Origin of the sequence: Streptomyces sp. NPDC050619 (assembly GCF_040654815.1) — a bacterium.
Lineage (GTDB): Bacteria > Actinomycetota > Actinomycetes > Streptomycetales > Streptomycetaceae > Streptomyces.
On record NZ_JBFAIR010000028.1, the window covers coordinates 71,518 to 91,177 of the forward strand.

Annotated in this window: 23 protein-coding genes and 5 tRNA genes; 21 read left to right on the top strand and 7 right to left on the bottom strand. The window is 69.7% G+C overall.

The window, feature by feature from the left end:
- The first annotated feature begins 262 nt into the window (after positions 1 to 262).
- The 10 genes from AB0I77_RS36335 to AB0I77_RS36380 all read left to right on the top strand — a co-directional run bounded on the left by AB0I77_RS36335 (position 263) and on the right by AB0I77_RS36380 (position 4,679).
- Complete coding sequence (locus AB0I77_RS36335; RefSeq protein WP_363287051.1) at positions 263 to 457, top strand: hypothetical protein; 195 nt, start codon at positions 263 to 265, stop codon at positions 455 to 457.
- Between the two features lie 111 nt (positions 458 to 568).
- Positions 569 to 1,345 (top strand): fumarylacetoacetate hydrolase family protein, encoded by a 777-nt coding sequence (locus AB0I77_RS36340; RefSeq protein ID WP_363287052.1) that lies wholly within the window; start codon positions 569 to 571, stop codon positions 1,343 to 1,345.
- Complete coding sequence (gltX, locus tag AB0I77_RS36345) at positions 1,338 to 2,822, top strand: glutamate--tRNA ligase (protein ID WP_363287053.1); 1,485 nt, start codon at positions 1,338 to 1,340, stop codon at positions 2,820 to 2,822. Before AB0I77_RS36340 ends, gltX begins: the two co-directional genes overlap by 8 nt.
- Positions 2,823 to 2,958: 136 nt before the next feature.
- The gene (locus AB0I77_RS36350; protein WP_363287054.1) at positions 2,959 to 3,318 is read left to right on the top strand and encodes a hypothetical protein; all 360 of its coding nucleotides are present in this window, start codon (positions 2,959 to 2,961) and stop codon (positions 3,316 to 3,318) included.
- Between the two features lie 38 nt (positions 3,319 to 3,356).
- Complete coding sequence (locus AB0I77_RS36355) at positions 3,357 to 4,091, top strand: HAD family hydrolase (protein ID WP_363287055.1); 735 nt, start codon at positions 3,357 to 3,359, stop codon at positions 4,089 to 4,091.
- Between the two features lie 91 nt (positions 4,092 to 4,182).
- Positions 4,183 to 4,254: transfer RNA gene (locus tag AB0I77_RS36360), tRNA-Gln, on the top strand.
- Positions 4,255 to 4,296: 42 nt separating this feature from the next.
- Positions 4,297 to 4,369: transfer RNA gene (locus AB0I77_RS36365), tRNA-Glu, on the top strand.
- 29 nt (positions 4,370 to 4,398) lie between these two features.
- A tRNA-Glu gene (locus AB0I77_RS36370) sits at positions 4,399 to 4,471 on the top strand.
- A gap of 20 nt (positions 4,472 to 4,491) precedes the next feature.
- Positions 4,492 to 4,563, top strand: a tRNA-Gln gene (locus tag AB0I77_RS36375).
- Positions 4,564 to 4,606: 43 nt separating this feature from the next.
- Positions 4,607 to 4,679: transfer RNA gene (locus tag AB0I77_RS36380), tRNA-Glu, on the top strand.
- Between the two features lie 64 nt (positions 4,680 to 4,743).
- Here AB0I77_RS36380 and AB0I77_RS36385 read toward each other — a convergent pair.
- Positions 4,744 to 5,391: a MerR family transcriptional regulator gene (locus AB0I77_RS36385; protein ID WP_363287056.1), complete on the bottom strand. Its 648-nt coding sequence runs from the start codon at positions 5,389 to 5,391 to the stop codon at positions 4,744 to 4,746.
- Positions 5,392 to 5,493: 102 nt separating this feature from the next.
- Here AB0I77_RS36385 and AB0I77_RS36390 point away from each other — a divergent pair, with 102 nt between their 5' ends.
- Positions 5,494 to 6,039, top strand: coding sequence for a DUF4188 domain-containing protein (locus tag AB0I77_RS36390; RefSeq protein ID WP_363287057.1), 546 nt, complete (start codon positions 5,494 to 5,496; stop codon positions 6,037 to 6,039).
- 31 nt (positions 6,040 to 6,070) lie between these two features.
- Here AB0I77_RS36390 and ndgR read toward each other — a convergent pair whose 3' ends face one another.
- A complete protein-coding gene (gene ndgR / locus AB0I77_RS36395) occupies positions 6,071 to 6,787 on the bottom strand; it encodes an IclR family transcriptional regulator NdgR (RefSeq protein ID WP_028806673.1) in 717 nt (238 codons plus the stop codon).
- Positions 6,788 to 6,981: 194 nt separating this feature from the next.
- On the opposite strand from ndgR, the gene leuC reads away from it, so the two are divergent.
- The 4 genes from leuC to AB0I77_RS36415 all read left to right on the top strand — a co-directional run bounded on the left by leuC (position 6,982) and on the right by AB0I77_RS36415 (position 10,301).
- Positions 6,982 to 8,412, top strand: coding sequence for a 3-isopropylmalate dehydratase large subunit (gene leuC, locus AB0I77_RS36400; RefSeq protein ID WP_363287058.1), 1,431 nt, complete (start codon positions 6,982 to 6,984; stop codon positions 8,410 to 8,412).
- A 6-nt stretch (positions 8,413 to 8,418) separates the two neighbouring features.
- Complete coding sequence (leuD, locus tag AB0I77_RS36405; RefSeq protein WP_363287059.1) at positions 8,419 to 9,012, top strand: 3-isopropylmalate dehydratase small subunit; 594 nt, start codon at positions 8,419 to 8,421, stop codon at positions 9,010 to 9,012.
- A 276-nt stretch (positions 9,013 to 9,288) separates the two neighbouring features.
- A complete protein-coding gene (locus AB0I77_RS36410) occupies positions 9,289 to 9,519 on the top strand; it encodes a hypothetical protein (protein WP_363287060.1) in 231 nt (76 codons plus the stop codon).
- 137 nt (positions 9,520 to 9,656) lie between these two features.
- A complete protein-coding gene (locus AB0I77_RS36415) occupies positions 9,657 to 10,301 on the top strand; it encodes an HU family DNA-binding protein (RefSeq protein ID WP_363287061.1) in 645 nt (214 codons plus the stop codon).
- 93 nt (positions 10,302 to 10,394) lie between these two features.
- Here AB0I77_RS36415 and AB0I77_RS36420 read toward each other — a convergent pair whose 3' ends face one another.
- Together AB0I77_RS36420 and cofC are read right to left on the bottom strand one after the other, a co-directional pair.
- Positions 10,395 to 10,598, bottom strand: coding sequence for a hypothetical protein (locus AB0I77_RS36420; RefSeq protein ID WP_363287062.1), 204 nt, complete (start codon positions 10,596 to 10,598; stop codon positions 10,395 to 10,397).
- Between the two features lie 9 nt (positions 10,599 to 10,607).
- Complete coding sequence (cofC, locus tag AB0I77_RS36425) at positions 10,608 to 11,246, bottom strand: 2-phospho-L-lactate guanylyltransferase (protein WP_363287063.1); 639 nt, start codon at positions 11,244 to 11,246, stop codon at positions 10,608 to 10,610.
- 153 nt (positions 11,247 to 11,399) lie between these two features.
- Here cofC and AB0I77_RS36430 point away from each other — a divergent pair, with 153 nt between their 5' ends.
- From AB0I77_RS36430 to AB0I77_RS36440, 3 genes are read left to right on the top strand one after another with little or no spacing between them, the layout of a single operon-like run.
- Positions 11,400 to 12,200 carry a lysophospholipid acyltransferase family protein gene (locus AB0I77_RS36430; RefSeq protein WP_363287064.1) on the top strand — a complete coding sequence of 267 codons (801 nt, stop codon included), beginning with the start codon at positions 11,400 to 11,402 and terminating at the stop codon, positions 12,198 to 12,200.
- On the top strand, positions 12,197 to 13,207 hold the full coding sequence (locus AB0I77_RS36435) for an NAD(P)H-dependent glycerol-3-phosphate dehydrogenase (protein WP_363287065.1): 1,011 nt from the start codon (positions 12,197 to 12,199) through the stop codon (positions 13,205 to 13,207). The genes AB0I77_RS36430 and AB0I77_RS36435 overlap by 4 nt, the downstream gene beginning before the upstream one ends.
- A 59-nt stretch (positions 13,208 to 13,266) precedes the next feature.
- Positions 13,267 to 14,424 (top strand): D-alanine--D-alanine ligase family protein, encoded by a 1,158-nt coding sequence (locus tag AB0I77_RS36440; protein ID WP_363287066.1) that lies wholly within the window; start codon positions 13,267 to 13,269, stop codon positions 14,422 to 14,424.
- Between the two features lie 30 nt (positions 14,425 to 14,454).
- Here AB0I77_RS36440 and AB0I77_RS36445 read toward each other — a convergent pair whose 3' ends face one another.
- Together AB0I77_RS36445 and AB0I77_RS36450 are read right to left on the bottom strand one after the other, a co-directional pair.
- Complete coding sequence (locus AB0I77_RS36445; RefSeq protein WP_363287067.1) at positions 14,455 to 14,964, bottom strand: DUF3515 domain-containing protein; 510 nt, start codon at positions 14,962 to 14,964, stop codon at positions 14,455 to 14,457.
- Positions 14,965 to 14,984: 20 nt separating this feature from the next.
- Positions 14,985 to 15,218 (bottom strand): Lrp/AsnC ligand binding domain-containing protein, encoded by a 234-nt coding sequence (locus AB0I77_RS36450; protein ID WP_003997603.1) that lies wholly within the window; start codon positions 15,216 to 15,218, stop codon positions 14,985 to 14,987.
- A gap of 206 nt (positions 15,219 to 15,424) precedes the next feature.
- On the opposite strand from AB0I77_RS36450, the gene AB0I77_RS36455 reads away from it, so the two are divergent.
- Together AB0I77_RS36455 and thiD are read left to right on the top strand one after the other, a co-directional pair.
- Positions 15,425 to 16,390 (top strand): thiamine-phosphate kinase, encoded by a 966-nt coding sequence (locus AB0I77_RS36455; RefSeq protein ID WP_363287068.1) that lies wholly within the window; start codon positions 15,425 to 15,427, stop codon positions 16,388 to 16,390.
- Complete coding sequence (gene thiD, locus AB0I77_RS36460) at positions 16,387 to 17,184, top strand: bifunctional hydroxymethylpyrimidine kinase/phosphomethylpyrimidine kinase (RefSeq protein WP_363287069.1); 798 nt, start codon at positions 16,387 to 16,389, stop codon at positions 17,182 to 17,184. Before AB0I77_RS36455 ends, thiD begins: the two co-directional genes overlap by 4 nt.
- A 137-nt stretch (positions 17,185 to 17,321) precedes the next feature.
- On the opposite strand, the gene rpmB is transcribed toward thiD, so the two are convergent.
- Positions 17,322 to 17,507: a 50S ribosomal protein L28 gene (gene rpmB / locus AB0I77_RS36465; protein ID WP_004924906.1), complete on the bottom strand. Its 186-nt coding sequence runs from the start codon at positions 17,505 to 17,507 to the stop codon at positions 17,322 to 17,324.
- 256 nt (positions 17,508 to 17,763) lie between these two features.
- Here rpmB and AB0I77_RS36470 point away from each other — a divergent pair, with 256 nt between their 5' ends.
- Positions 17,764 to 19,650, top strand: a complete 1,887-nt coding sequence (locus tag AB0I77_RS36470; protein ID WP_363287070.1) for a DAK2 domain-containing protein — start codon at positions 17,764 to 17,766, stop codon at positions 19,648 to 19,650.
- Positions 19,651 to 19,660 lie beyond the last annotated feature (10 nt).

Sequence of the window (19,660 nt, forward strand, 5' to 3'; positions counted from 1 at the left end):
CAGTCGAGATGATCAGGAGCGGAATGATGGCTTCAGGGAGCCAATGTCCGTTTCGTTGGGATGGGCTGTGGGTCTGATTTGACTGGATTGCCCGTAGCTCCGTGAGCAAACTCACACGCGGATCAAGGGCTGTGTGCGGCTTCGCGGGGGAATTGGATGTTTAGCCTGACGCTTTACAGAGATGGCAAATCCGACAACCCGCGCCGACCTCAGGACCCTTGGGGCCCTCCGGCGCCCGTACAGGACAAGGTCTCGTACAACTGTGAAGACGACGATGATGTTCCGCACCACAGCCAACCCGCGACGCACGACGCTGGCGCACCTGGAGGACGCCGACGAGGTGCGGATCCCGGACCAGCGGCAGCAGGAGCACTCCGTCGACCTGCCCGCACAGACCGCGAACCCCAGGCGCACCATCCTCATGGAGCTCCCGGCCGCGGCGTCCGCGGCGGAATAGTACGCGCAGCCGTCCTCCCCGCGCCTCCTGGAGCCAACCACCGCGCCGCTGAGTACCCTGGGGCCTCAGACTTCAGCAGCTCAGTGACTCAGTGAGGGGCGCAAGGATCCCGTGCGCATCGCCAGATTCTCCATCGACGGGAACGTCGCCTTCGGCGCGGTCGAGGGCGACAAGCCGGACGAACTCGTCCTTGACATCATCAAGGGCATCCCGTTCGCGGACTTCGAGCTCTCCGGCACGAAGGTCCCCCTTCGCAAGGTGCGGCTGCTGCCCCCGATGCTCCCCAACAAGGTCGTGGCCTTCGGCCGCAACTACGCGGAGCACGCGAAGGAGCTGGGCAACGAGGTGCCCGACGCCCCGTTCGCCTTCTTCAAGCCGTCCACCTCGGTGATCGGCCCGGGCGACGAGATCCAGTACCCCACCTTCTCCGAGGACCTCCACCACGAGGCCGAACTGGCCGTCGTCATCGGCCGCATGTGCCGCGAGGTCCCGCGCGAGCGCGTCAAGGACGTCATCCTCGGCTACACCTGCGCCAACGACATCACCGCCCGCGACGTCCAGAAACGCGAGAAGCAGTGGGCCAGGGCCAAGGGCTTCGACACGTCCTGCCCGCTGGGCCCCTGGGTGGAGACGGACCTGGACCCCTCCGACCTGACCATCCAGCTCACCGTCAACGGCTCGCAGCGTCAGCTCGGCCGCACCAGCGAGATGATCCACTCCATCGAGGATCTGATCGTCAACATCACCGAGGCCATGACGCTGCTCCCCGGCGACGTGATCCTCACGGGCACCCCGGCAGGCGTCGGGCCCCTCACCGTCGGCGACGAGGTCGCCGTCACCATCGAAGGCATCGGCACTCTCACCAACAAGGTTGTCAAGCGTGGCTAGCGCACCCGGCTCCCCCGTTCGCGTCCGATTCTGCCCGTCGCCCACCGGTAACCCCCACGTGGGCCTGGTCCGCACCGCCCTGTTCAACTGGGCGTTCGCCCGGCACCACGAGGGCACTCTGGTCTTCCGGATCGAGGACACCGACGCGGCCCGCGACTCCGAGGAGTCGTACACCCAGCTGCTCGACGCGATGCGCTGGCTGGGCTTCGACTGGGACGAGGGCCCCGAGGTCGGCGGCCCGCACGCGCCGTACCGCCAGTCGCAGCGCATGGGCCTCTACCAGGACGTCGCGCAGAAGCTCCTGGACGCCGGCCACGCCTACCGCTGCTACTGCTCCCAGGAGGAGCTGGACACCCGCCGCGAGGCCGCCCGCGCCGCCGGCAAGCCGTCCGGCTACGACGGCCACTGCCGCGAGCTGACCGCCGAGCAGGTCGAGGAGTACAAGGCCCAGGGCCGTACGCCCATCGTCCGCTTCCGCATGCCCGACGAGGCGATCACCTTCACGGACCTGGTCCGCGGCGAGATCACGTACCTGCCGGAGAACGTGCCGGACTACGGGATCGTACGAGCCAACGGAGCGCCCCTCTACACGCTCGTGAACCCGGTCGACGACGCCCTGATGGAGATCACCCACGTCCTGCGCGGCGAGGACCTGCTCTCCTCCACCCCGCGCCAGATCGCCCTGTACAAGGCGCTGACCGAGCTGGGCATCGCGCGGCGGATCCCGTCCTTCGGCCACCTGCCGTACGTGATGGGCGAGGGCAACAAGAAGCTCTCCAAGCGCGACCCGCAGTCGTCGCTCAACCTCTACCGCGAGCGCGGCTTCCTGCCGGAGGGCCTGCTCAACTACCTCTCCCTGCTGGGCTGGTCGCTCTCGGCCGACCAGGACATCTTCTCGATGGACGAGATGGTCGCGGCCTTCGACATCGCGGACGTGAACCCCAACCCGGCGCGCTTCGACCTGAAGAAGTGCGAGGCGATCAACGGCGACCACATCCGCCTGCTGGACGTGAAGGACTTCACGGAGCGCTGCCGCCCGTGGCTCCAGACCCCGTTCGCCTCCTGGGCGCCGGAAGCCTTCGACGAGGCGAAGTGGCAGGCCATCGCCCCGCACGCGCAGACCCGCCTGAAGGTGCTGTCGGAGATCACGGACAACGTCGACTTCCTGTTCCTGCCGGAGCCGGTCTTCGACGAGCCGAGCTGGACGAAGGCGATGAAGGAGGGCTCGGACGCCCTGCTCCGCACGGCCCGCGAGAAGCTGGAGTCGGCGGACTGGACCTCGCCGGAGTCGTTGAAGGAGGCCGTCCTGGCCGCCGGCGAGACCCACGGCCTCAAGCTCGGCAAGGCCCAGGCCCCGGTCCGCGTCGCCGTCACCGGCCGCACGGTCGGCCTGCCCCTCTTCGAGTCCCTGGAGGTCCTGGGCAAGGAGAAGACGCTGGCACGGATCGACGCGGCACTGGTCAGGCTGGCCGGCTGATCCAACCGTCAACTTCCTTGGTGAACACGGGACTTCCGGTGATCCCCGAGTGATACGTTCACCCCGTTCTGGAAGTTAGTTCGAATATGGGGTGGGGTTCACTTCTATGGGCAGTCTCCGAAGAAATCTCCTGACGATGGCCGGCCTGATCGCGAGCGGCAGCGCGGTGGTCGCGATGGTGGCGACCCCGGCGGCCGCCACGAGGTACGGAGCGGGCAGCAGGGGCCTGGACTCGTTCACGTACTTCGACAACTACGGCGAGATCCTCACCTCGGAGGACAACAACGCCGATGGCCACGGCGCCACGGCCCAGTGGCGTTACAACGGCTCGTCCACCGTCAACTCGTACTACAACCCCAACGGCGCGGGGAAGACGAAGACCTGGAACCTCTCCCTGCCCGAGAACAGGCTCATCGACATCCGCGCCTGCCTCCAGGACGGCGCCGGAGGCACTCCGTGGGACTGCGGCCCGTGGGAGGATGCCTCCACCGGCTGACCCGCCACCCGACACCTGAGGTACCTGAGGTCGATCGCATGTCGCTGGAAGCAGTGGTCTGGGACGTGGACGACACGATCTTCGACTACACCACCGCCGACCGTGTCGGCATGCGCGGGCACCTCGCGGCCGAGGGCCTGCTCGACGGCTACGACAGCGTCGAGCAGGCCCTCGTTCGCTGGCGGCGGATCACCGACGCGCAGTGGGCGCGGTTCGCGGCGGGGGAGGCGACCTTCCAGGGGCAGCGCCGGGACCGCGTACGGGTCTTCCTGGGCGACGCGGCTCTGTCCGACGCCGAGGCCGACGCCTGGTTCGAGCGGTACGTCGCGCACTACGAGACCGCCTGGGCCCTCTTCCCGGACGTCCTGCCCGCGCTGGACGCCCTCGCGAGCAGCCACCGGCACGCCGTGCTGTCCAACTCCAGCATCCACGTCCAGGATCGCAAGCTGCGGCTGCTCGGCGTGCACGACCGCTTCGAGGCCGTCCTGTGCGCCGCCGAGCTTGGCTTCTCCAAGCCGGATGCCCGCGCCTTCCTGGCGGCCTGCGACGCCCTGGAGCTGGCCCCGCACCAAGTGGCGTACGTCGGTGACCACCCGGAGATCGACGGGCGGGGCGCCGCCGACGCCGGGCTGCTGTCGGTCTGGATCGACCGGACCGGCGTCCACACCGGCTCCGACGCCGCCGCGGGCCCGCACCGGATCGCCTCTCTCGCCGAACTCCCCGCGATCCTCGGCGCCGATACCCGTTTTGGAGCCCCGTCCACCTTCGGGTAATGTTCTTCCTGCGCCGCCGGAGAGCGGGCCGAAAGGCCGGAACCCGGGGGAGCACACTAGAACAAGATCCCTTCAGGGACTTGAGTTCCAGTGGCCTATGGTGTAATTGGCAGCACGACGGTTTCTGGTTCCGTTAGTCTTGGTTCGAGTCCAGGTAGGCCAGCTCGCAGAGCTCATCTGCAAAAGCGGGGATCATCTCCGCGAAGCCCCCGTTGTGTAGCGGCCTAGCACGCTGCCCTCTCAAGGCAGTAGCGCCGGTTCGAATCCGGTCGGGGGTACGGATCCTGGTTCTTCCTGGATCGCTAGGGCCCCCGTTGTGTAGCGGCCTAGCACGCCGCCCTCTCAAGGCGGTAGCGCCGGTTCGAATCCGGTCGGGGGTACAAACTGGTCTAAACCACATTGGTCTATGGTGTAATTGGCAGCACGGCTGATTCTGGTTCAGTTAGTCTTGGTTCGAGTCCAGGTAGACCAGCTCGGATCTGCGGCGGTGTAAATTAGACGCTTGCAAGATCCTCGCCCCCGTTGTGTAGCGGCCTAGCACGCCGCCCTCTCAAGGCGGTAGCGCCGGTTCGAATCCGGTCGGGGGTACGTAGTCCGATGGGCCTCCACTTCGGTGGGGGCCCATCGGCGTGTCCGGCCTCGCGTTCGGGCCTCACTTCCCGCCGAACCGGCGGCGCGACTCCTGCGCCTGAGCCAGCCGGCGCAGGGCGAGCAGTACCGGCTCGTACAGCACGGTCAGCGCCACGGCCGCCTCCACCTGCTCGTCCGGGGAGTCGCTGTAGCGCTCCACCAGATCCAGATCGTCGATCGCCAGCCGCGCCAGCGCGCGGGCGTAGGGCTCCAAGTCCTCGACGCCGCACGGGTATCCGAGCCGCTCCAGCGTGGCGATCGCGGTCACCAGCATCCCGTACGGGGGCGGTGCCCCCTCGGGCGTCGGGCCGTAGCCCCAGCCCAGCCGCTCCAGGAGCGTGTCCGCGCGGCGTCGGGCGGTGCGGGTCGCCGGGTCCGCCTCGTCCGGGGCCTGGCCGTGCGGCAGGGCCCACACCGCGGTGCCCAGGCGCTTGTTGTGATCCAGGGAGTCGTCGTCCAGCGCGGCGAGCACGTCGCGCGCGGAGGCCACGGAGACCCCGCCGACCTGGATCAGCGCGCGCACCAGACGCAGCCGCCGCAGGTGCTCCTCGTCGTACTCGGCCTGCGTGGCCGTGATCCGGCGGCCCGGCGGGAGCAGGCCTTCGCGCAGGTAGTACTTGATCGTGGCCGTCGAGACCGCGCTGCGCTCGCTCAGCTCCGCCAGTCGCATATCCGTCCCGTGTTCGAGTTTCCGATTGCTTTCCCGCTTGGGGAGTGTCACTATCCAATCATGGATAGTGAAGCTATCCAATGATCGTCGATGGGGGACATCATGGGTAAGCCGATCGAAGGGCGCATGACCGCCGCGAGTGAGGGCGAGATCGTCGTCTTCCTCATCGGGATGCGCATCAACAGCTTCGCCGCACCGCGGAGTTGGTGGCCGACCGCGAGGGCGATGCCGCCGATGCTCGCGGAGCTCTCGCGCGAGAAGGGCAGCGGACTGCTGGGGTACCAGCTCCTGCTGGGCTTCCCGCGCGTGCTGTACGTCGTGCAGTACTGGGACTCGAAGGAGAAGCTCCTCGCGTACGCCTCGGCGCCGGACCGGAAGCACCGCCCGGCCTGGACCGCCTTCAACCGGCGACTGCGCGAGGGGAAGGGGAAGGTCGGCTTCTGGCACGAGACGTACGTCGTGCCCGCCGGATCCTACGAGTCGGTCTATGTGAACATGCCCGAGTTCGGCCTGGGCGAGGCCACCGGGGTGGTGCCGGTCGCCCGGCGCGGCGACCGTGCGGCCGATCGACTCGCCGATCGACTCGTCGTCGACTCAGGGGAAAGTGAGCGGGACGGACGTCGGGGACCGGGCCTGCCGCGGCGTTGAGGCGGGCCGTCTTCCCGATCGCCGGCGCTGCTCAGCCCGTGCGGCGCAGGGCCTCGGAGAGGCGGCCGGCCGCGTCGATGACCGCCTGGGCGTGCATACGGCCCGGGTGGCGCGTCAGGCGCTCGATGGGGCCGGAGACCGAGACGGCGGCCACCACTCGGTTGGAGGGGCCGCGCACGGGCGCGGAGACGGAGGCGACGCCCGGCTCGCGCTCACCGATGGACTGGGCCCAGCCCCGGCGTCGTACGCCCGAGAGCGCGGTGGCCGTGAAGCGGGCGCCCTGGAGGCCGCGGTGCAGGCGCTCCGGCTCCTCCCAGGCCATGAGGATCTGCGCGGAGGAACCGGCCTTCATCGTGAGCGTCGAGCCGACCGGGACCGTGTCCCGCAGTCCGGACAGGCGCTCCGCCGCGGCGACGCAGATGCGCATGTCGCCCTGACGCCGGTAGAGCTGCGCGCTCTCGCCCGTGATGTCACGGAGGTGGGTGAGCACCGGGCCCGCCGTGGCGAGGAGGCGGTCCTCGCCCGCCGCCGCGGCCAGCTCGGCCAGCCGGGGGCCGAGAATGAAACGGCCCTGCATGTCGCGCGCCACCATACGGTGGTGTTCCAGGGCCACGGCCAGCCGGTGGGCCGTGGGTCGTGCCAGCCCGGTCGCCGCGACCAGACCCGCGAGGGTGGCCGGACCGGACTCCAGGGCGCTCAGGACAAGGGCTGCCTTGTCCAGAACGCCGACGCCGCTACTGTTGTCCATGAAACGATACTCGCGTCTCACTCTGTGAAACGCAAGTTCAATTTTCGGTGGAACACGCCACCCTGGAAGACACAGTGGCTCGTAGTGCAAAGGGCCTGGCGGCGAGTGCCCGGAAATGCGGGGGGCGCGGGCGCCGCAGCCTCTCAAGATCTCTAGTTGGGCCGGCGCACCACTTGCCGGCCGGAGGGAAAGCGATGGGTAGGACACTCGCGGAGAAGGTCTGGGACGACCACGTCGTCCGGCGCGCCGAGGGCGAGCCCGACCTCCTCTTCATCGATCTGCACCTGCTGCACGAGGTGACCAGCCCGCAGGCCTTCGACGGTCTGCGCAAGAGCGGTCGCCGGGTGCGCCGGCTCGACCTGACCATCGCCACCGAGGACCACAACACCCCGACCCTCGACATCGACAAGCCCATCGCCGACCCGGTCTCCCGGATCCAGCTGGAGACGCTGCGCAAGAACTGCGCCGACTTCGGGGTGCGCCTGCACCCGCTGGGCGACGTCGAGCAGGGCGTCGTGCACGTCGTCGGCCCGCAGCTGGGCCTGACCCAGCCGGGCATGACGGTCGTCTGCGGCGACTCGCACACCTCCACGCACGGCGCCTTCGGCGGACTCGCGTTCGGCATCGGCACCTCCCAGGTCGAGCACGTGCTGGCCACCCAGACGCTGCCCATGGCCCGCCCGAAGACCATGGCCATCACCGTCAACGGGGATCTGCCCGACGGAGTCACCGCCAAGGACCTGATCCTGACGATCATCGCCAAGATCGGTACGGGCGGCGGCCAGGGCTACGTCCTGGAGTACCGCGGCTCCGCCATCGAGCAGCTCTCGATGGAAGCCCGCATGACCATCTGCAACATGTCGATCGAGGCCGGCGCCCGCGCGGGCATGATCGCCCCAGACGAGACCACCTTCGCGTACCTCGAAGGCCGCCCGCACGCCCCCAAGGGCGAGGACTGGGACGCGGCCGTCGCGTACTGGAAGACGCTGAAGACGGACGCGGACGCCGAGTTCGACGCCGAGGTCGTCATCGAGGCCGCCGAGCTGGCTCCGTTCGTCACCTGGGGAACCAACCCGGGCCAGGGAGCGCCGCTTTCGGCCGCGGTCCCCGACCCTGCTTCGTACGAAGACGCTTCGGAGCGCCTGGCCGCCGAAAAGGCCCTGGAATACATGGGGTTGGAGGCCGGCCAGCCGCTGAACTCCATCAAGGTGGACACCGTCTTCGTAGGTTCGTGCACCAACGGCCGCATCGAGGACCTGCGCGCCGCCGCCGAGATCGTCAAGGACCGCAAAGTCGCCGACGGCGTACGCATGCTGGTCGTCCCGGGCTCCGCGCGGGTGGGTCTTCAGGCCGTTTCCGAGGGCCTGGACGTCGTCTTCAAGGACGCCGGCGCCGAATGGCGGCACGCGGGCTGCTCGATGTGTCTGGGCATGAACCCGGACCAGCTGGCCCCCGGTGAGCGCTCCGCGTCCACCTCCAACCGCAACTTCGAGGGCAGGCAGGGCAAGGGCGGCCGTACGCACCTGGTGTCGCCGCAGGTCGCCGCCGCTACGGCGGTCCTGGGCCACCTGGCCTCCCCGGCCGACCTGTCCGACGCCGAGACCCGTACGCCCGCTGGAGTCTGATCAGCCATGGAAGCATTCACCACGCACACCGGCCGGGTCGTCCCGCTGCGCCGCAGCAACGTCGACACCGACCAGATCATCCCTGCTCACTGGCTCAAGAAGGTCACCCGGGACGGGTTCGAGGACGGATTGTTCGAGGCCTGGCGCAAGGACCCGTCCTTCGTCCTCAACCAGCCCGAGCGCGAGGGCGCGACCGTTCTGGTCGCCGGATCCGACTTCGGCACCGGCTCCTCCCGTGAGCACGCCGTGTGGGCGCTGCAGAACTTCGGCTTCAAGGCCGTCATCTCCTCCCGCTTCGCCGACATCTTCCGCGGCAACTCGCTCAAGAACGGCCTGCTCACGGTGATCGTGGAGCAGGAGATCGTGGAAGCCCTGTGGGAGCTCACGGAGAAGGACGCGACTGCTGAGGTCACTGTGGACCTTGAGGCTCGTGAGGTGCGTGCCGAGGGCATCACCGCGGCCTTCGAACTCGACGAGAACGCCCGTTGGCGGCTGCTGAACGGGCTGGACGACATCTCCATCACCCTCCAGAACGAGCCCGACATCGCCGCGTACGAGGCCAAGCGCCCTGCGCACAAGCCGCGGACGCTCCAGGTCTGACGCCGAGGGCCCGCGGAGGGCCTTGGCAAGTCGAGTTTCAGCCACCTCGACACCCCCGCTGTACCCCCGATCGGCCCGATCGGGGGTACAGCTTTGTCTGCACCCGAACAGCCCCGGGTGCGCCGGGAGATCCTCTCAACTTCCCACGTTACGGCGGCTGTTGTCTGGGTACGCGAGCCTTGTAGCCGTGGCTTCCACGGGCGCCGGAGAGGCCGTTTGAGGTGGCAGTTGCACCCTGAGCAGGCGACAACTCGCCCCAGATGGCACAATCTGTGCATGGAACACGACGGCCAACTCCAGCTCTATGCGGCAGTCGCGGTCCAGCTCAAGGAAGCGCACGCAAAGGTGCGCGCACTGCAAGTCCCGGAGGGCGTACGGATGGCGCTGACCCGGAAGCTGCTGGTCATTACGGCCGCGGCCAAGCACGATCTCGCCGATGCGGCAAGGCGTCTGGAGGCGTTCACCGCGGACCTCGACGAGGGTCGATTCCCCGAAGAGGAACGCTGAACAGGTCCGAGACAGTCGAGTTCGTTGCGGCGCACGGGTGATTAGCCCGTTTCGTGTTTGATTTGCGGTATATATCTGCCTAACGTGCGAAAAGGCTTGAACACTTTCGTTCTGGCAATGTCTCCGAAGGGGAAGACGTGAACAAGGCGCAGCTCGTAGAAGCGATTGCCGACAAGATGGGCGGCCGCCAGCAGGCCGCCGACGCTGTCGACCACGTACTGGACGCCATCGTCCGCGCGGTGGTCTCGGGTGAGCGGGTCTCGGTCACCGGCTTCGGTTCGTTCGAGAAGGTCGACCGCCCGGCCCGTTACGCCCGCAACCCCCAGACGGGCGAGCGGGTTCGGGTCAAGAAGACCTCCGTACCGCGCTTCCGCGCGGGCCAGGGTTTCAAGGATCTGGTGAGCGGCTCGAAGAAGCTCCCCCGTGGTGGCGAGGTCGCGGTCAAGAAGGCACCCAAGGGCAGCCTGACCGGTGCCTCCGCGACGGTGCGGAAGGCCGCCGCGAAGAAGGCCACCACCAAGGCCGCCGCCGCCAAGAAGACGACGGCCAAGAAGGCGCCCGCGAAGAAGACCACGGCGGCCGCCGCCAAGAAGACGACGGCCAAGAAGGCGCCCGCCAAGAAGACCACGACGGCCGCCAAGACCACCGCAGCGAAGAAGACCACCGCCAAGAAGGCGACGGCCAAGAAGGCCCCGGCGAAGAAGGCGACGGCCAAGAAGGCCCCGGCCAGGAAGTCGACGTCCCGCACCACCGCCACGAAGGCCACCGCCCGCAAGAGGTAAGGGCACAGGGGCACTCACGCGCCGGGCCGGACTCCCGTGGGGAGTCCGGCCCGCGGCGCGTTCAAGGGGGCTTACGGGGCGTTCAGGGGGCTGTCAGAGGGTCTGGAGCGTCACCAGGGTGATCCGGCGGGCCTCGCCCTCGCCCTCGGTCTCGATCCGCACCCGCTGCCCGGGCCGCAGCAGCCGCAGCCCGCCCGCGTCGAACGCCGGCGCGTCGAAGGGCAGCGGGGTGCCGTCGTCCAGCAGTACCTGCCCGCTGCGGCTGTCGGAGTCGTACGTGTAAGCGGTCGCCTGCATGGCCGCAGCCTACTGCCCGGGAATCAGCAGCCGCGCCGCCGCGGCGGCCGTCCGCGGTCCCACTCCCAGGGCCAGTGCGGCCCGCAGATCGTCGCCGGTGTCCACGTCCTGGCGTACCGAATCCACCGCGGCCAAGGCGAGTTCCGCGGCGCCGGATGCGCGATGGCGGGCCCGGGAATCAGTGCCGAATAGCGGGCGCAATTCCCTTCCCGCGATCGCGGCCAGCAGTGTGGTGCCGATTGCGGCGGCGTCCGGGAGAAAAGCGCGGGGGAATTCCGTGGCCGCGTCCAGGACCCGGGCCAATTCCAGGGGGCGCAGCGCCGGCAGATCCGCGTTCAGGGCCGCCACCGCGCTTTGTGGGCGTGTTGTCCGTACGACGGCTTCCGCATGTGCCAGCGCGGCGTTCAGGCCGCCGCTGGGTTCGTCCGGGACGATGCGGGCGCCCATCGCGCCCAGTTCGCGGCCGGCCAGGGCGTCGTTCGTGACGACTGCCACATCCTTCACCGACGGGCAGGCCAGCGCGGCTGCCACGGTGTCCTGGGCGAAGGCGAGTGCCAGGCCGGGGCGCAACCCGTCGTGGGCGGTGTCCGAGAGCCTGCTCTTGGCCCGCGCCAGGGCTTTCAGGGGTATGACCAAGGTCCACTGCACGAGTGTTCCGTCCCTCTCTTGTCGCGGCCATTGTTACTCAGCCGTCACCGACCTATCTGGCGGGCGCTGTGTCGGGGCGTACCGTGTTCTCGACAGACCGGCGGCCTGGGGCGAGACTTGTGCGGCCCTCAGGCCCTAGAGGAAGGTGTCCGCGTGCCCCGCCGCAGAATCGGGTTCTGGTACCGCTTCGCAGCGGTCCTGTGCAAACCGCCGCTGGTGGTTCTGATCAAGCGGGACTGGCGCGGAATGGAGAACATTCCGGCCGAGGGCGGATTTATCACCGCGGTGAACCACAATTCGCACATCGATCCCTTCGCCTACGCGCACTTTCAGTACAACACCGGTCGTGTTCCGCGATTCCTCGCGAAGAGCGGTCTTTTCCGGAAGGGGTTCGTCGGCGCCGCGATGCGCGGCACCGGGCAGATCCCCGTCTACCGCGAGAGCACGGACGCGCTCAGCGCCTTCCGGGCCGCGATCGACGCCGTGGAGCGCGGCGAGTGCGTCGCCTTCTACCCCGAGGGCACCCTCACCCGCGACCCGAACGGCTGGCCCATGACCGGCAAGACGGGGGCCGCGCGGGTCGCCCTGCAGACCAGGTGCCCGGTGATCCCGGTCGCCCAGTGGGGCGCCAACGAACTGCTGCCGCCGTACGCCAAGAAGCCCAACGTCCTTCCGCGCAAGACCCATCACGTCCTCGCGGGCCCGCCGGTGGACCTGTCGGGCTTCTACGGCAAGGAGATGACCCCGGACCTCCTCAAGGAGGCGACCGAGGTCATCATGGCCGCCGTCACCCGCCAGCTGGAGATCATCCGCGGCGCGAAGGCCCCCGCCACGCCCTACGACCCGCGCCGTGAGCGGATCGAGCAGCGGCGCCGGAGCCGGTCGCAGTCACAGACGCGGTCGCAGGCGCAGACCCGGCCCAGGGCCGGACAGGAAGAAGGGCGCAGCACGTGAGCAAGCCGGTCAAGGCGGCGGTCTTCAGCGCCGGTTCGTGGGGCACGGCCTTCGGCATGGTGCTCGCCGACGCGGGCTGCGAGGTCACCCTGTGGGGACGTCGTCCGGAGGTCGTGGAAGCGATCAACTCCACGCGGACGAACCCCGACTACTTTCCGGGTATCGAGCTCCCGGAGAACCTGCGGGCCACCACGGACCCCGCCGAGGCCGCCGCGGGCGCCGACTTCACGGTCCTCTCGGTCCCCTCGCAGACCCTGCGGGCCAACCTCGCCGCGTGGACGCCGCTGCTCGCGCCCGACACGATCCTCGTCTCGCTCATGAAGGGCGTCGAACTCGGCTCCGCCATGCGGATGAGCGAGGTCATCGAGGATGTCGCCAAGGTCGGCCCGAGCCGTATCGCCGTGGTCACCGGGCCCAACCTCGCCCGGGAGATCGCCGCCCGGATGCCGGCCGCCGCGGTGGTCGCCTGCACCGACGAGGGCGTCGCCCAGCGGCTCCAGGCCGCCTGCCACACGCCGTACTTCCGCCCGTACACCAACACGGACGTGGTGGGCTGCGAACTGGGCGGCGCGGTCAAGAACGTCATCGGCCTCGCCGTCGGCATCGTGGACGGCATGGGGCTCGGCGACAACGCCAAGGGCTCGCTCATCACGCGCGGTCTCGCCGAGACCACCCGGCTCGGGCTCGCGATGGGCGCCGACCCGCTCACCTTCTCCGGACTCGCCGGTCTGGGCGACCTGGTGGCGACCTGCTCCTCGCCGCTGTCCCGCAACCACACCTTCGGCACCAACCTCGGCAAGGGCATGACCCTCCAGGAGACCATCGCGGTCACCAAGCAGACCGCCGAGGGCGTCAAGTCCTGTGAGTCCGTGCTGGATCTGGCCCGCCGGCACGGCGTCGACATGCCGATCACCGAGACGGTCGTCGGCATCGTGCACGAGGGCAAGCCTCCGGTGGTCGCTCTCAAGGAGCTGATGTCGCGCAGCGCGAAGCCGGAACGACGCTGAGCTACGGCGGCCAAGTGGTCGCTGACTCTGCGGATACCAGCGGGTACCCTCAACGCGATATGAGCACCGAGAACCTCTCCCAGAGCCCTGAGCAGCCGCCTCGCAAGCCGCGCGTGGCCGTCGTGTTCGGCGGGCGCAGCTCCGAACACGGGATCTCCGTGGTCACCGCCGGCGCCGTCCTCAAGGCCATCGACCGGACGAAGTACGACGTCCTGCCGATCGGCATCACCCAGGACGGCCGCTGGGCGCTCACCGCCGACGAACCGGAACGCATGGCGATCACCGACCGCCGTACGCCCAACGTCGAGGAGCTGGCCGACTCGCGCGAGGGCGGCGTGGTGCTCCCCATCGACCCCGGCAACCGCGAAGTGGTCTACAGCGAGCCCGGATCGGTGCCCAAGGCGCTCGGCGAGGTCGACGTGGTCTTCCCGGTGCTGCACGGTCCGTACGGCGAGGACGGCACCCTCCAGGGCCTGCTGGAGCTCTCCGGTGTGCCGTACGTGGGCTCTGGTGTGCTCGCCTCGGCCGTCGGCCAGGACAAGGACTACATGAAGCGCGTGTTCACCTCCTTCGGGCTCAAGGTGGGCCCGTACGTGGTGATCCGGCCGCGCGAGTGGGAGCGCGACGAGTCCGCCGCCCGCAAGAAGATCGTCGACTTCGCCGGCGAGCACGGCTGGCCGCTGTTCGTGAAGCCCGCGCGCGCGGGGTCGTCGATCGGCATCACCAAGGTCGACGATCTGGCGGGGCTCGACGAGGCGATCGCCGAGGCCCGGCGGCACGACCCGAAGATCCTCGTGGAGGCCGCGCTGCGCGGCCGTGAGATCGAGTGCGGGGTGCTGGAGTTCGAGGACGGGCCCCGGGCGAGCGTGCCCTCGGAGATCCCGCCGGCGGACACGCACGCGTACTACGACTTCGAGGCCAAGTACATCGACTCCACCCCCGGCATCGTGCCCGCCCCGCTGACCGACGAGCAGACCGCCGAGGTGCGGCGGCTCGCGGTGGAGGCCTTCGAGGCGGCGTCCTGCGAGGGCCTGGTGCGCGCGGACTTCTTCCTCACCGAGGACGGCGAGTTCGTGATCAACGAGATCAACACGATGCCCGGCATGACACCGATCTCGATGTACCCGCAGATGTGGCAGGCGAGCGGGATCAGCTATCCGGAGCTGGTGGACCGCTTGGTGCAGGCGGCGTTGCGCAGGTCGACGGGCCTGCGCTGAGCGTCGTACCCCTGAGTCATCTCAGTCGCCTCAGTCGGCGATCCCTTCGGGGATCGCCTTCTTGACTGCCGGGGCGAGGTCGATCAGCGCTCCGGAGCTGTCCCGCCCCTTCGGCACCGTGACCTCGACGTATGCGCTGCGATTGGCCGTGGTGAAGCGGTACGCCCCGTCGTCCTGCTTCTCCATCAGCCAGTCGACGCCGTTCACCCCGCCGGCGACCGCGTCCGGGTCGCCGCCTTCGGCCACCTTCGGGTCGACCATCTTGGGCGGCTGTACGACACCGCAGCGCAGTATGATCGCCGGGCTTCCCCAGCCCGCCGTCAACGTGGACGCGGGCTCGGGATCCTCGCGGCCCAGCCCGTCCAGTTTCGCCGGCAGCGCCTTGTCCAGGTTCTGGCACAGCTTGGTGACCTTCGTACTCGGACTGGGAACCGCCGCCGACGCGGTGTCGTCTGCTGAGGAGCAGCCCGCGACCGTGATCAGCACGGCAAGCGCGGGCGGCCCGATGAGGATGCGGTGCCGGCGGCGGAAACAGTTCACCGGCCAAGGGTAGACGGGGACTACAGATGCACGACCGGGCAGGTCAGAGTACGGGTGATGCCGTCCACTTGCTGGACCTTCGCGACCACCATGCGGCCGAGGTCGTCGACCGTGTCGGCTTGGGCCCGCACGATCACGTCGTACGGTCCTGTCACGTCCTCGGCCTGGATGACTCCAGGGATCTTGCTGATCGTCTCGGCGACGGTCGACGCTTTGCCGACCTCCGTCTGGATCAGGATGTACGCCTGTACCACGGAACCTCCAGGGCGGCCACGAGGATCATGTGGGGAAAAGGAACGCCACGGTATCGCGTCGCCGCTCGCCACGGGGAGACCTGCGGGGGCCGGGGCTTGCGCGCCGGGGTGCGGGCACGAAAGAAGTTGACGGTCACCTCGACCGTATCGAGGACACTGGTGACGCGCGAGCGGGCACGGACAGGGACAGAAGGGGCGTAAGGGCAATGAAGGGCACGGTTGGTGAGCTCGGGGAATTCGGGCTCATCAGGGAGCTCACCTCCCGTCTCACCACCACCCCGGCGGTCCGGGTCGGCCCCGGCGACGACGCCGCGGTGGTCGCCGCGCCCGATCGCAGGGTCGTGGCCAGCACCGACATCCTCCTGGAGGGGCGGCACTTCCGCCGCGACTGGTCCACCGCCTACGACGTGGGCCGCAAGGCGGCCGCGCAGAACCTCGCGGACATCGCCGCGATGGGCGCCGTACCGACCGCGCTGCTGCTCGGCCTGGTCGTCCCGGGCGAACTCCCGGTGGCCTGGCCGGTCGAGCTGATGGACGGCCTGCGCGACGAGTGCCAGGTCGCGGGCGCGTCGGTGGTCGGCGGGGACGTCGTACGCGGCGACACGATCATGGTGTCGATCACCGCGCTCGGCGATCTGCGCAACAACGAGCCCGTGACGCGAGGGGGCGCGCAGCCTGGCGACATCGTCGCGGTCACTGGCTGGCTGGGCTGGTCCGCGGCCGGATACGCCGTCCTGTCCCGGGGGTTCCGTTCGCCGCGGGCCTTCGTGGAGGCGCACCGGCGCCCCGAGCCGCCGTATCACGCCGGGCCGGCCGCCGCCGGGCTCGGGGCGACCGCGATGTGCGACGTGAGCGACGGGCTGATCGCCGACCTCGGGCACATCGCCGAGGCCAGCAAGGTCCGTATCGACGTCCGTTCCGGCGCGATCGACATCCCGTCCCAGATGAACGACATCGGGCAGGCCGTCGGTGTCGACCCCATGCAGTGGGTGCTCACCGGGGGAGAGGACCACGCGATCGTGGCGACCTTCCCGCCGGACGTGAAGCTGCCCGCTCGCTGGAAGGTGATCGGCGAGGTGCTCAACCCCTCGGCGCTGCCCCAGGTGACGGTCGACGGGGCGCCGTGGACCAGCAAGGGCGGCTGGGACCACTTCGGGGACATCGAGTCATGAGCGCGCCGCCCAGGGTGCTGACGGTCGCGGGCTCCGATTCCGGCGGGGGCGCGGGCATTCAGGCCGACCTGAAGACGATGCTCGCGCTCGGGGTGCACGGCATGAGCGTGATCACGGCCGTCACCGCGCAGAACTCCCTTGGTGTGCAGGGGGCTTGGGAGCTCCCGGTGGAGGCGGTGCGGGCCCAGTACCGCAGCGTGGTCGACGACATCGGCGTACAGGCGGTCAAGACCGGGATGCTCGCGTCGGCCGAGCTGGTCGAGGCGGTGGCCGAGTTGATCGGCGGGACGGACGCACCGGCCGTCGTCGATCCGGTCGGGATTTCCAAGCACGGGGACTCGCTGCTGGCCGCGTCCGCGCTGGATTCCGTACGCACCAAGTTGCTGCCGGTGGCGACCGTGGCGACGCCGAACCTCGACGAGGTGGCTCAACTCACGGGTCTCCGGGTCGAGGCGGAGGCCGGGATGCGTGAGGCGGCTGCGGCTGTGCTGGCGTACGGACCGAGGTGGGTGCTCGTCAAGGGCGGTCATCTCTCCGGTGACGCCGTGGACTTGCTCAGCGACGGCTCCGAGGAGCACTGGCTGCGCGCACCGAGGTACGACAACCGGCACACGCACGGGACGGGCTGCACCCTCGCGTCGGCGATCGCCGCGCAGCTGGCGAAGGGGCAGTCCGTGCCGGAGGCGGTGGCGGCGGCCAAGGAGTACGTGACCGGGGCGATCCGGGCCGGGTTCGCGCTGGGCGGGGGGATCGGGCCGGTGGACCACGGGTGGGCGCTCAGGGCTCAGGACTAGGGTGCTCGCTCCGGGCGTCCGGTACGACGTCCAGGCATGCCGTCCGTTATGCCGTCCGGGCATGCAAAAAGCCGATCCACACTCGGTGGACCGGCTCAGTGCAGCGAACCAGCAGTGGCCGCGCGCTTAGCTCTGCGTCAGCGCGAGACCTTGCCGGCCTTGATGCAAGAGGTGCAAGCGTTCACGCGCTTCGGCGTCCCGCCCACCACAGTACGAACGCGCTGGATGTTCGGGTTCCAGCGACGGGGCGTACGGCGGTGAGAGTGCGAGATGTTGTTGCCGAAGCCCGGCCCCTTGCCGCAGACGTCGCAGTTGGCAGCCACGGGTCACTCCAAAGACTTCAGATGCACTTACGGTTGATCCCGGCATGCCGGGATCAAGATCGCAGGATCAGAGATCGGGAGGCGGTGCCAGGCGGAGAGCCCGATGTGGATCGGGCAACCGGAGCAGCATACAACGACTGCGCCAGTAGAACGAAACTACCATGGCTGCTCAGGGGCCTCGTCCAGGCCCTCTTCCGGCGGACACCCATCTGAGGTCTACGCTGCGTCCCACGTCCAGCAGCTCAAGGAGGCGCAGGTGGCGCAGGTGCCGCAGACATTCTTCGATGCTCTCGCGGTGCGCACCTGGTGCGGTCTCGCGCTCCAGGCGCTGGGCCGGGCGCGCGAGGAGATCGACGCGATCAACGTCTATCCCGTCGCCGACGGGGACACCGGCACGAACCTGTATCTGACCGTCGAGTCGGCCGCCGCGGCCGTCGAGGCGGTGTTCGCCGGGCGTGTGGTGGGTGCTGGTGCCTCCGGGAAAGCCGGTGCTTCTGGGGAATTCGGGGCTGCCGTGGAGATCGGGACCACCGGGGCCGCCGGGAAGCCTGCGCTCGCCGATGCCGTGCGCGCGATGGCGCACGGGGCCCTGATCGGCGCTCGGGGCAACTCCGGGACGATCCTCGCGCAGCTGCTGCGGGGTATGGCGCAGGTGCTCGCCGCCGACGGTGGCACCGGGAGCGCTCACGCCGACGGACGGGGCCTCGGTCTCGCCCTGCGGCACGCGGCCGACTCCGCCCGCCAGGCCGTGGCCCATCCGGTCGAGGGCACCGTCCTCACGGTCGCCTCGGCCGCCGCCGACGCGGCCGGCGGGGCAGAGGGCGACTGCGCGACGGTGGCCCGGGCGGCCTACCAGGGAGCGTGCGCGGCCCTCGCCGCGACGCCGGGGCAACTGGCCGTCCTGGAGCGTGCCGGGGTGGTCGACGCCGGCGGACGGGGGCTGGTGACGGTCCTCGGGGCACTGGTGGCGACCTTCACGGGGGAGACGCCGGGAGAGACGGCGAGTGCGGCTTCCGGTTCCGGCGGGGAGCTCGGCAGCGGTCGGGCCGGCGACGGTGACCACGGGCCGGGCACAGCGTGGGCGCGCGATGACGAACGGGTGTCCCACGCGCGCGGGACTGCCGGTCCGGGTTCCGCGGATCTCGATCAACTCGATCAACTCGGTCAAGTAGTTGGTCAAGCAGATCGTGAGTGCGGGGATGGCGGCCCGGAGGAGGGTGGGCCCGCCTTCGAGGTGATCTATCTCCTGGAGGCCGAGGACACGGCCGTGGCGCGGCTGCGGGAGCGGCTCGACGCCCTCGGGGACTCGCTCGTCGTGGTCGGCGGCGACGGCCTGTGGAACGTCCACGTGCACGTCGACGACGCGGGCGCCGCGGTGGAAGCGGGCGTCGAGGCAGGGCGGCCGTACCGGATCCGGATCACGCACTTCGGGCTCGGCGACGTGCACACCACCGGGGCCGAGCGGCCGGTCCGGGAGCGGGCCCAGCGGGCCGTGGTGGCCGTCGTGCCCGGCGAGGGACTGGCCGGGCTGTACACCGAGGCGGGCGCGACCACGGTGCTCGCGCGCCCCGGGGAGCAGCCCGCGAGCGGGGAGCTCGTCGACGCCGTACGACGGGCCCACGCGCGCGAGGTGGTGCTGCTGCCCAACGACGCCGACCTGCGCCACACGGCGGCCGCGGCGGCCGAGCAGGCCCGCACCGAGGGCATCCGCGTGGCCCTCATCCCGACGCGCTCCGCGGTCCAGGGCATCGCCGCGCTCGCCGTGCACGAGCCGGAGCGCCGCTTCGACGAGGACGTCGTGACGATGACCTCGGCGGCCGGCGCGACCCGCTACGCCGAAGTCGTCGTCGCGGAGCGCCAGTCCTGGACCATGGCGGGCATCTGCCAGGCCGGCGACATCCTCGGCCTGATCGAGGGCGACGTGGCCGTGATCGGCACGGATGTCACCGCGACCGCGGAGACGGTCCTCGACCGCATGCTCGCGGCCGGCGGCGAACTGGTGACCCTCGTCCTGGGCGACGAGGCCCCCGAGTCCGTCGCCGACCGCCTCGAAGCACGCGTGAGGGAGTCGTACCTCGCCGTCGACACGGTGGTGTACCGGGGAGGACGGCAGGGAGCGGTACTCCTCATCGGGGTCGAGTAGGGGTCGAGTA

What these genes read in the sequence shown, in the direction of transcription:
- AB0I77_RS36350 (WP_363287054.1), top strand. Translation starts at nt 2,959, where the DNA reads ATGGCCGGCCTGATCGCGAGCGGCAGCGCGGTGGTCGCGATGGTGGCG.
- AB0I77_RS36355 (WP_363287055.1), top strand. Translation starts at nt 3,357, where the DNA reads ATGTCGCTGGAAGCAGTGGTCTGGGACGTGGACGACACGATCTTCGAC.
- AB0I77_RS36385 (WP_363287056.1), bottom strand. Translation starts at nt 5,391, where the DNA reads ATGCGACTGGCGGAGCTGAGCGAGCGCAGCGCGGTCTCGACGGCCACG.
- AB0I77_RS36390 (WP_363287057.1), top strand. Translation starts at nt 5,494, where the DNA reads ATGGGTAAGCCGATCGAAGGGCGCATGACCGCCGCGAGTGAGGGCGAG.
- ndgR (WP_028806673.1), bottom strand. Translation starts at nt 6,787, where the DNA reads ATGGACAACAGTAGCGGCGTCGGCGTTCTGGACAAGGCAGCCCTTGTC.
- leuC (WP_363287058.1), top strand. Translation starts at nt 6,982, where the DNA reads ATGGGTAGGACACTCGCGGAGAAGGTCTGGGACGACCACGTCGTCCGG.
- leuD (WP_363287059.1), top strand. Translation starts at nt 8,419, where the DNA reads ATGGAAGCATTCACCACGCACACCGGCCGGGTCGTCCCGCTGCGCCGC.
- AB0I77_RS36410 (WP_363287060.1), top strand. Translation starts at nt 9,289, where the DNA reads ATGGAACACGACGGCCAACTCCAGCTCTATGCGGCAGTCGCGGTCCAG.
- AB0I77_RS36420 (WP_363287062.1), bottom strand. Translation starts at nt 10,598, where the DNA reads ATGCAGGCGACCGCTTACACGTACGACTCCGACAGCCGCAGCGGGCAG.
- AB0I77_RS36440 (WP_363287066.1), top strand. Translation starts at nt 13,267, where the DNA reads ATGAGCACCGAGAACCTCTCCCAGAGCCCTGAGCAGCCGCCTCGCAAG.
- AB0I77_RS36455 (WP_363287068.1), top strand. Translation starts at nt 15,425, where the DNA reads ATGAAGGGCACGGTTGGTGAGCTCGGGGAATTCGGGCTCATCAGGGAG.
- thiD (WP_363287069.1), top strand. Translation starts at nt 16,387, where the DNA reads ATGAGCGCGCCGCCCAGGGTGCTGACGGTCGCGGGCTCCGATTCCGGC.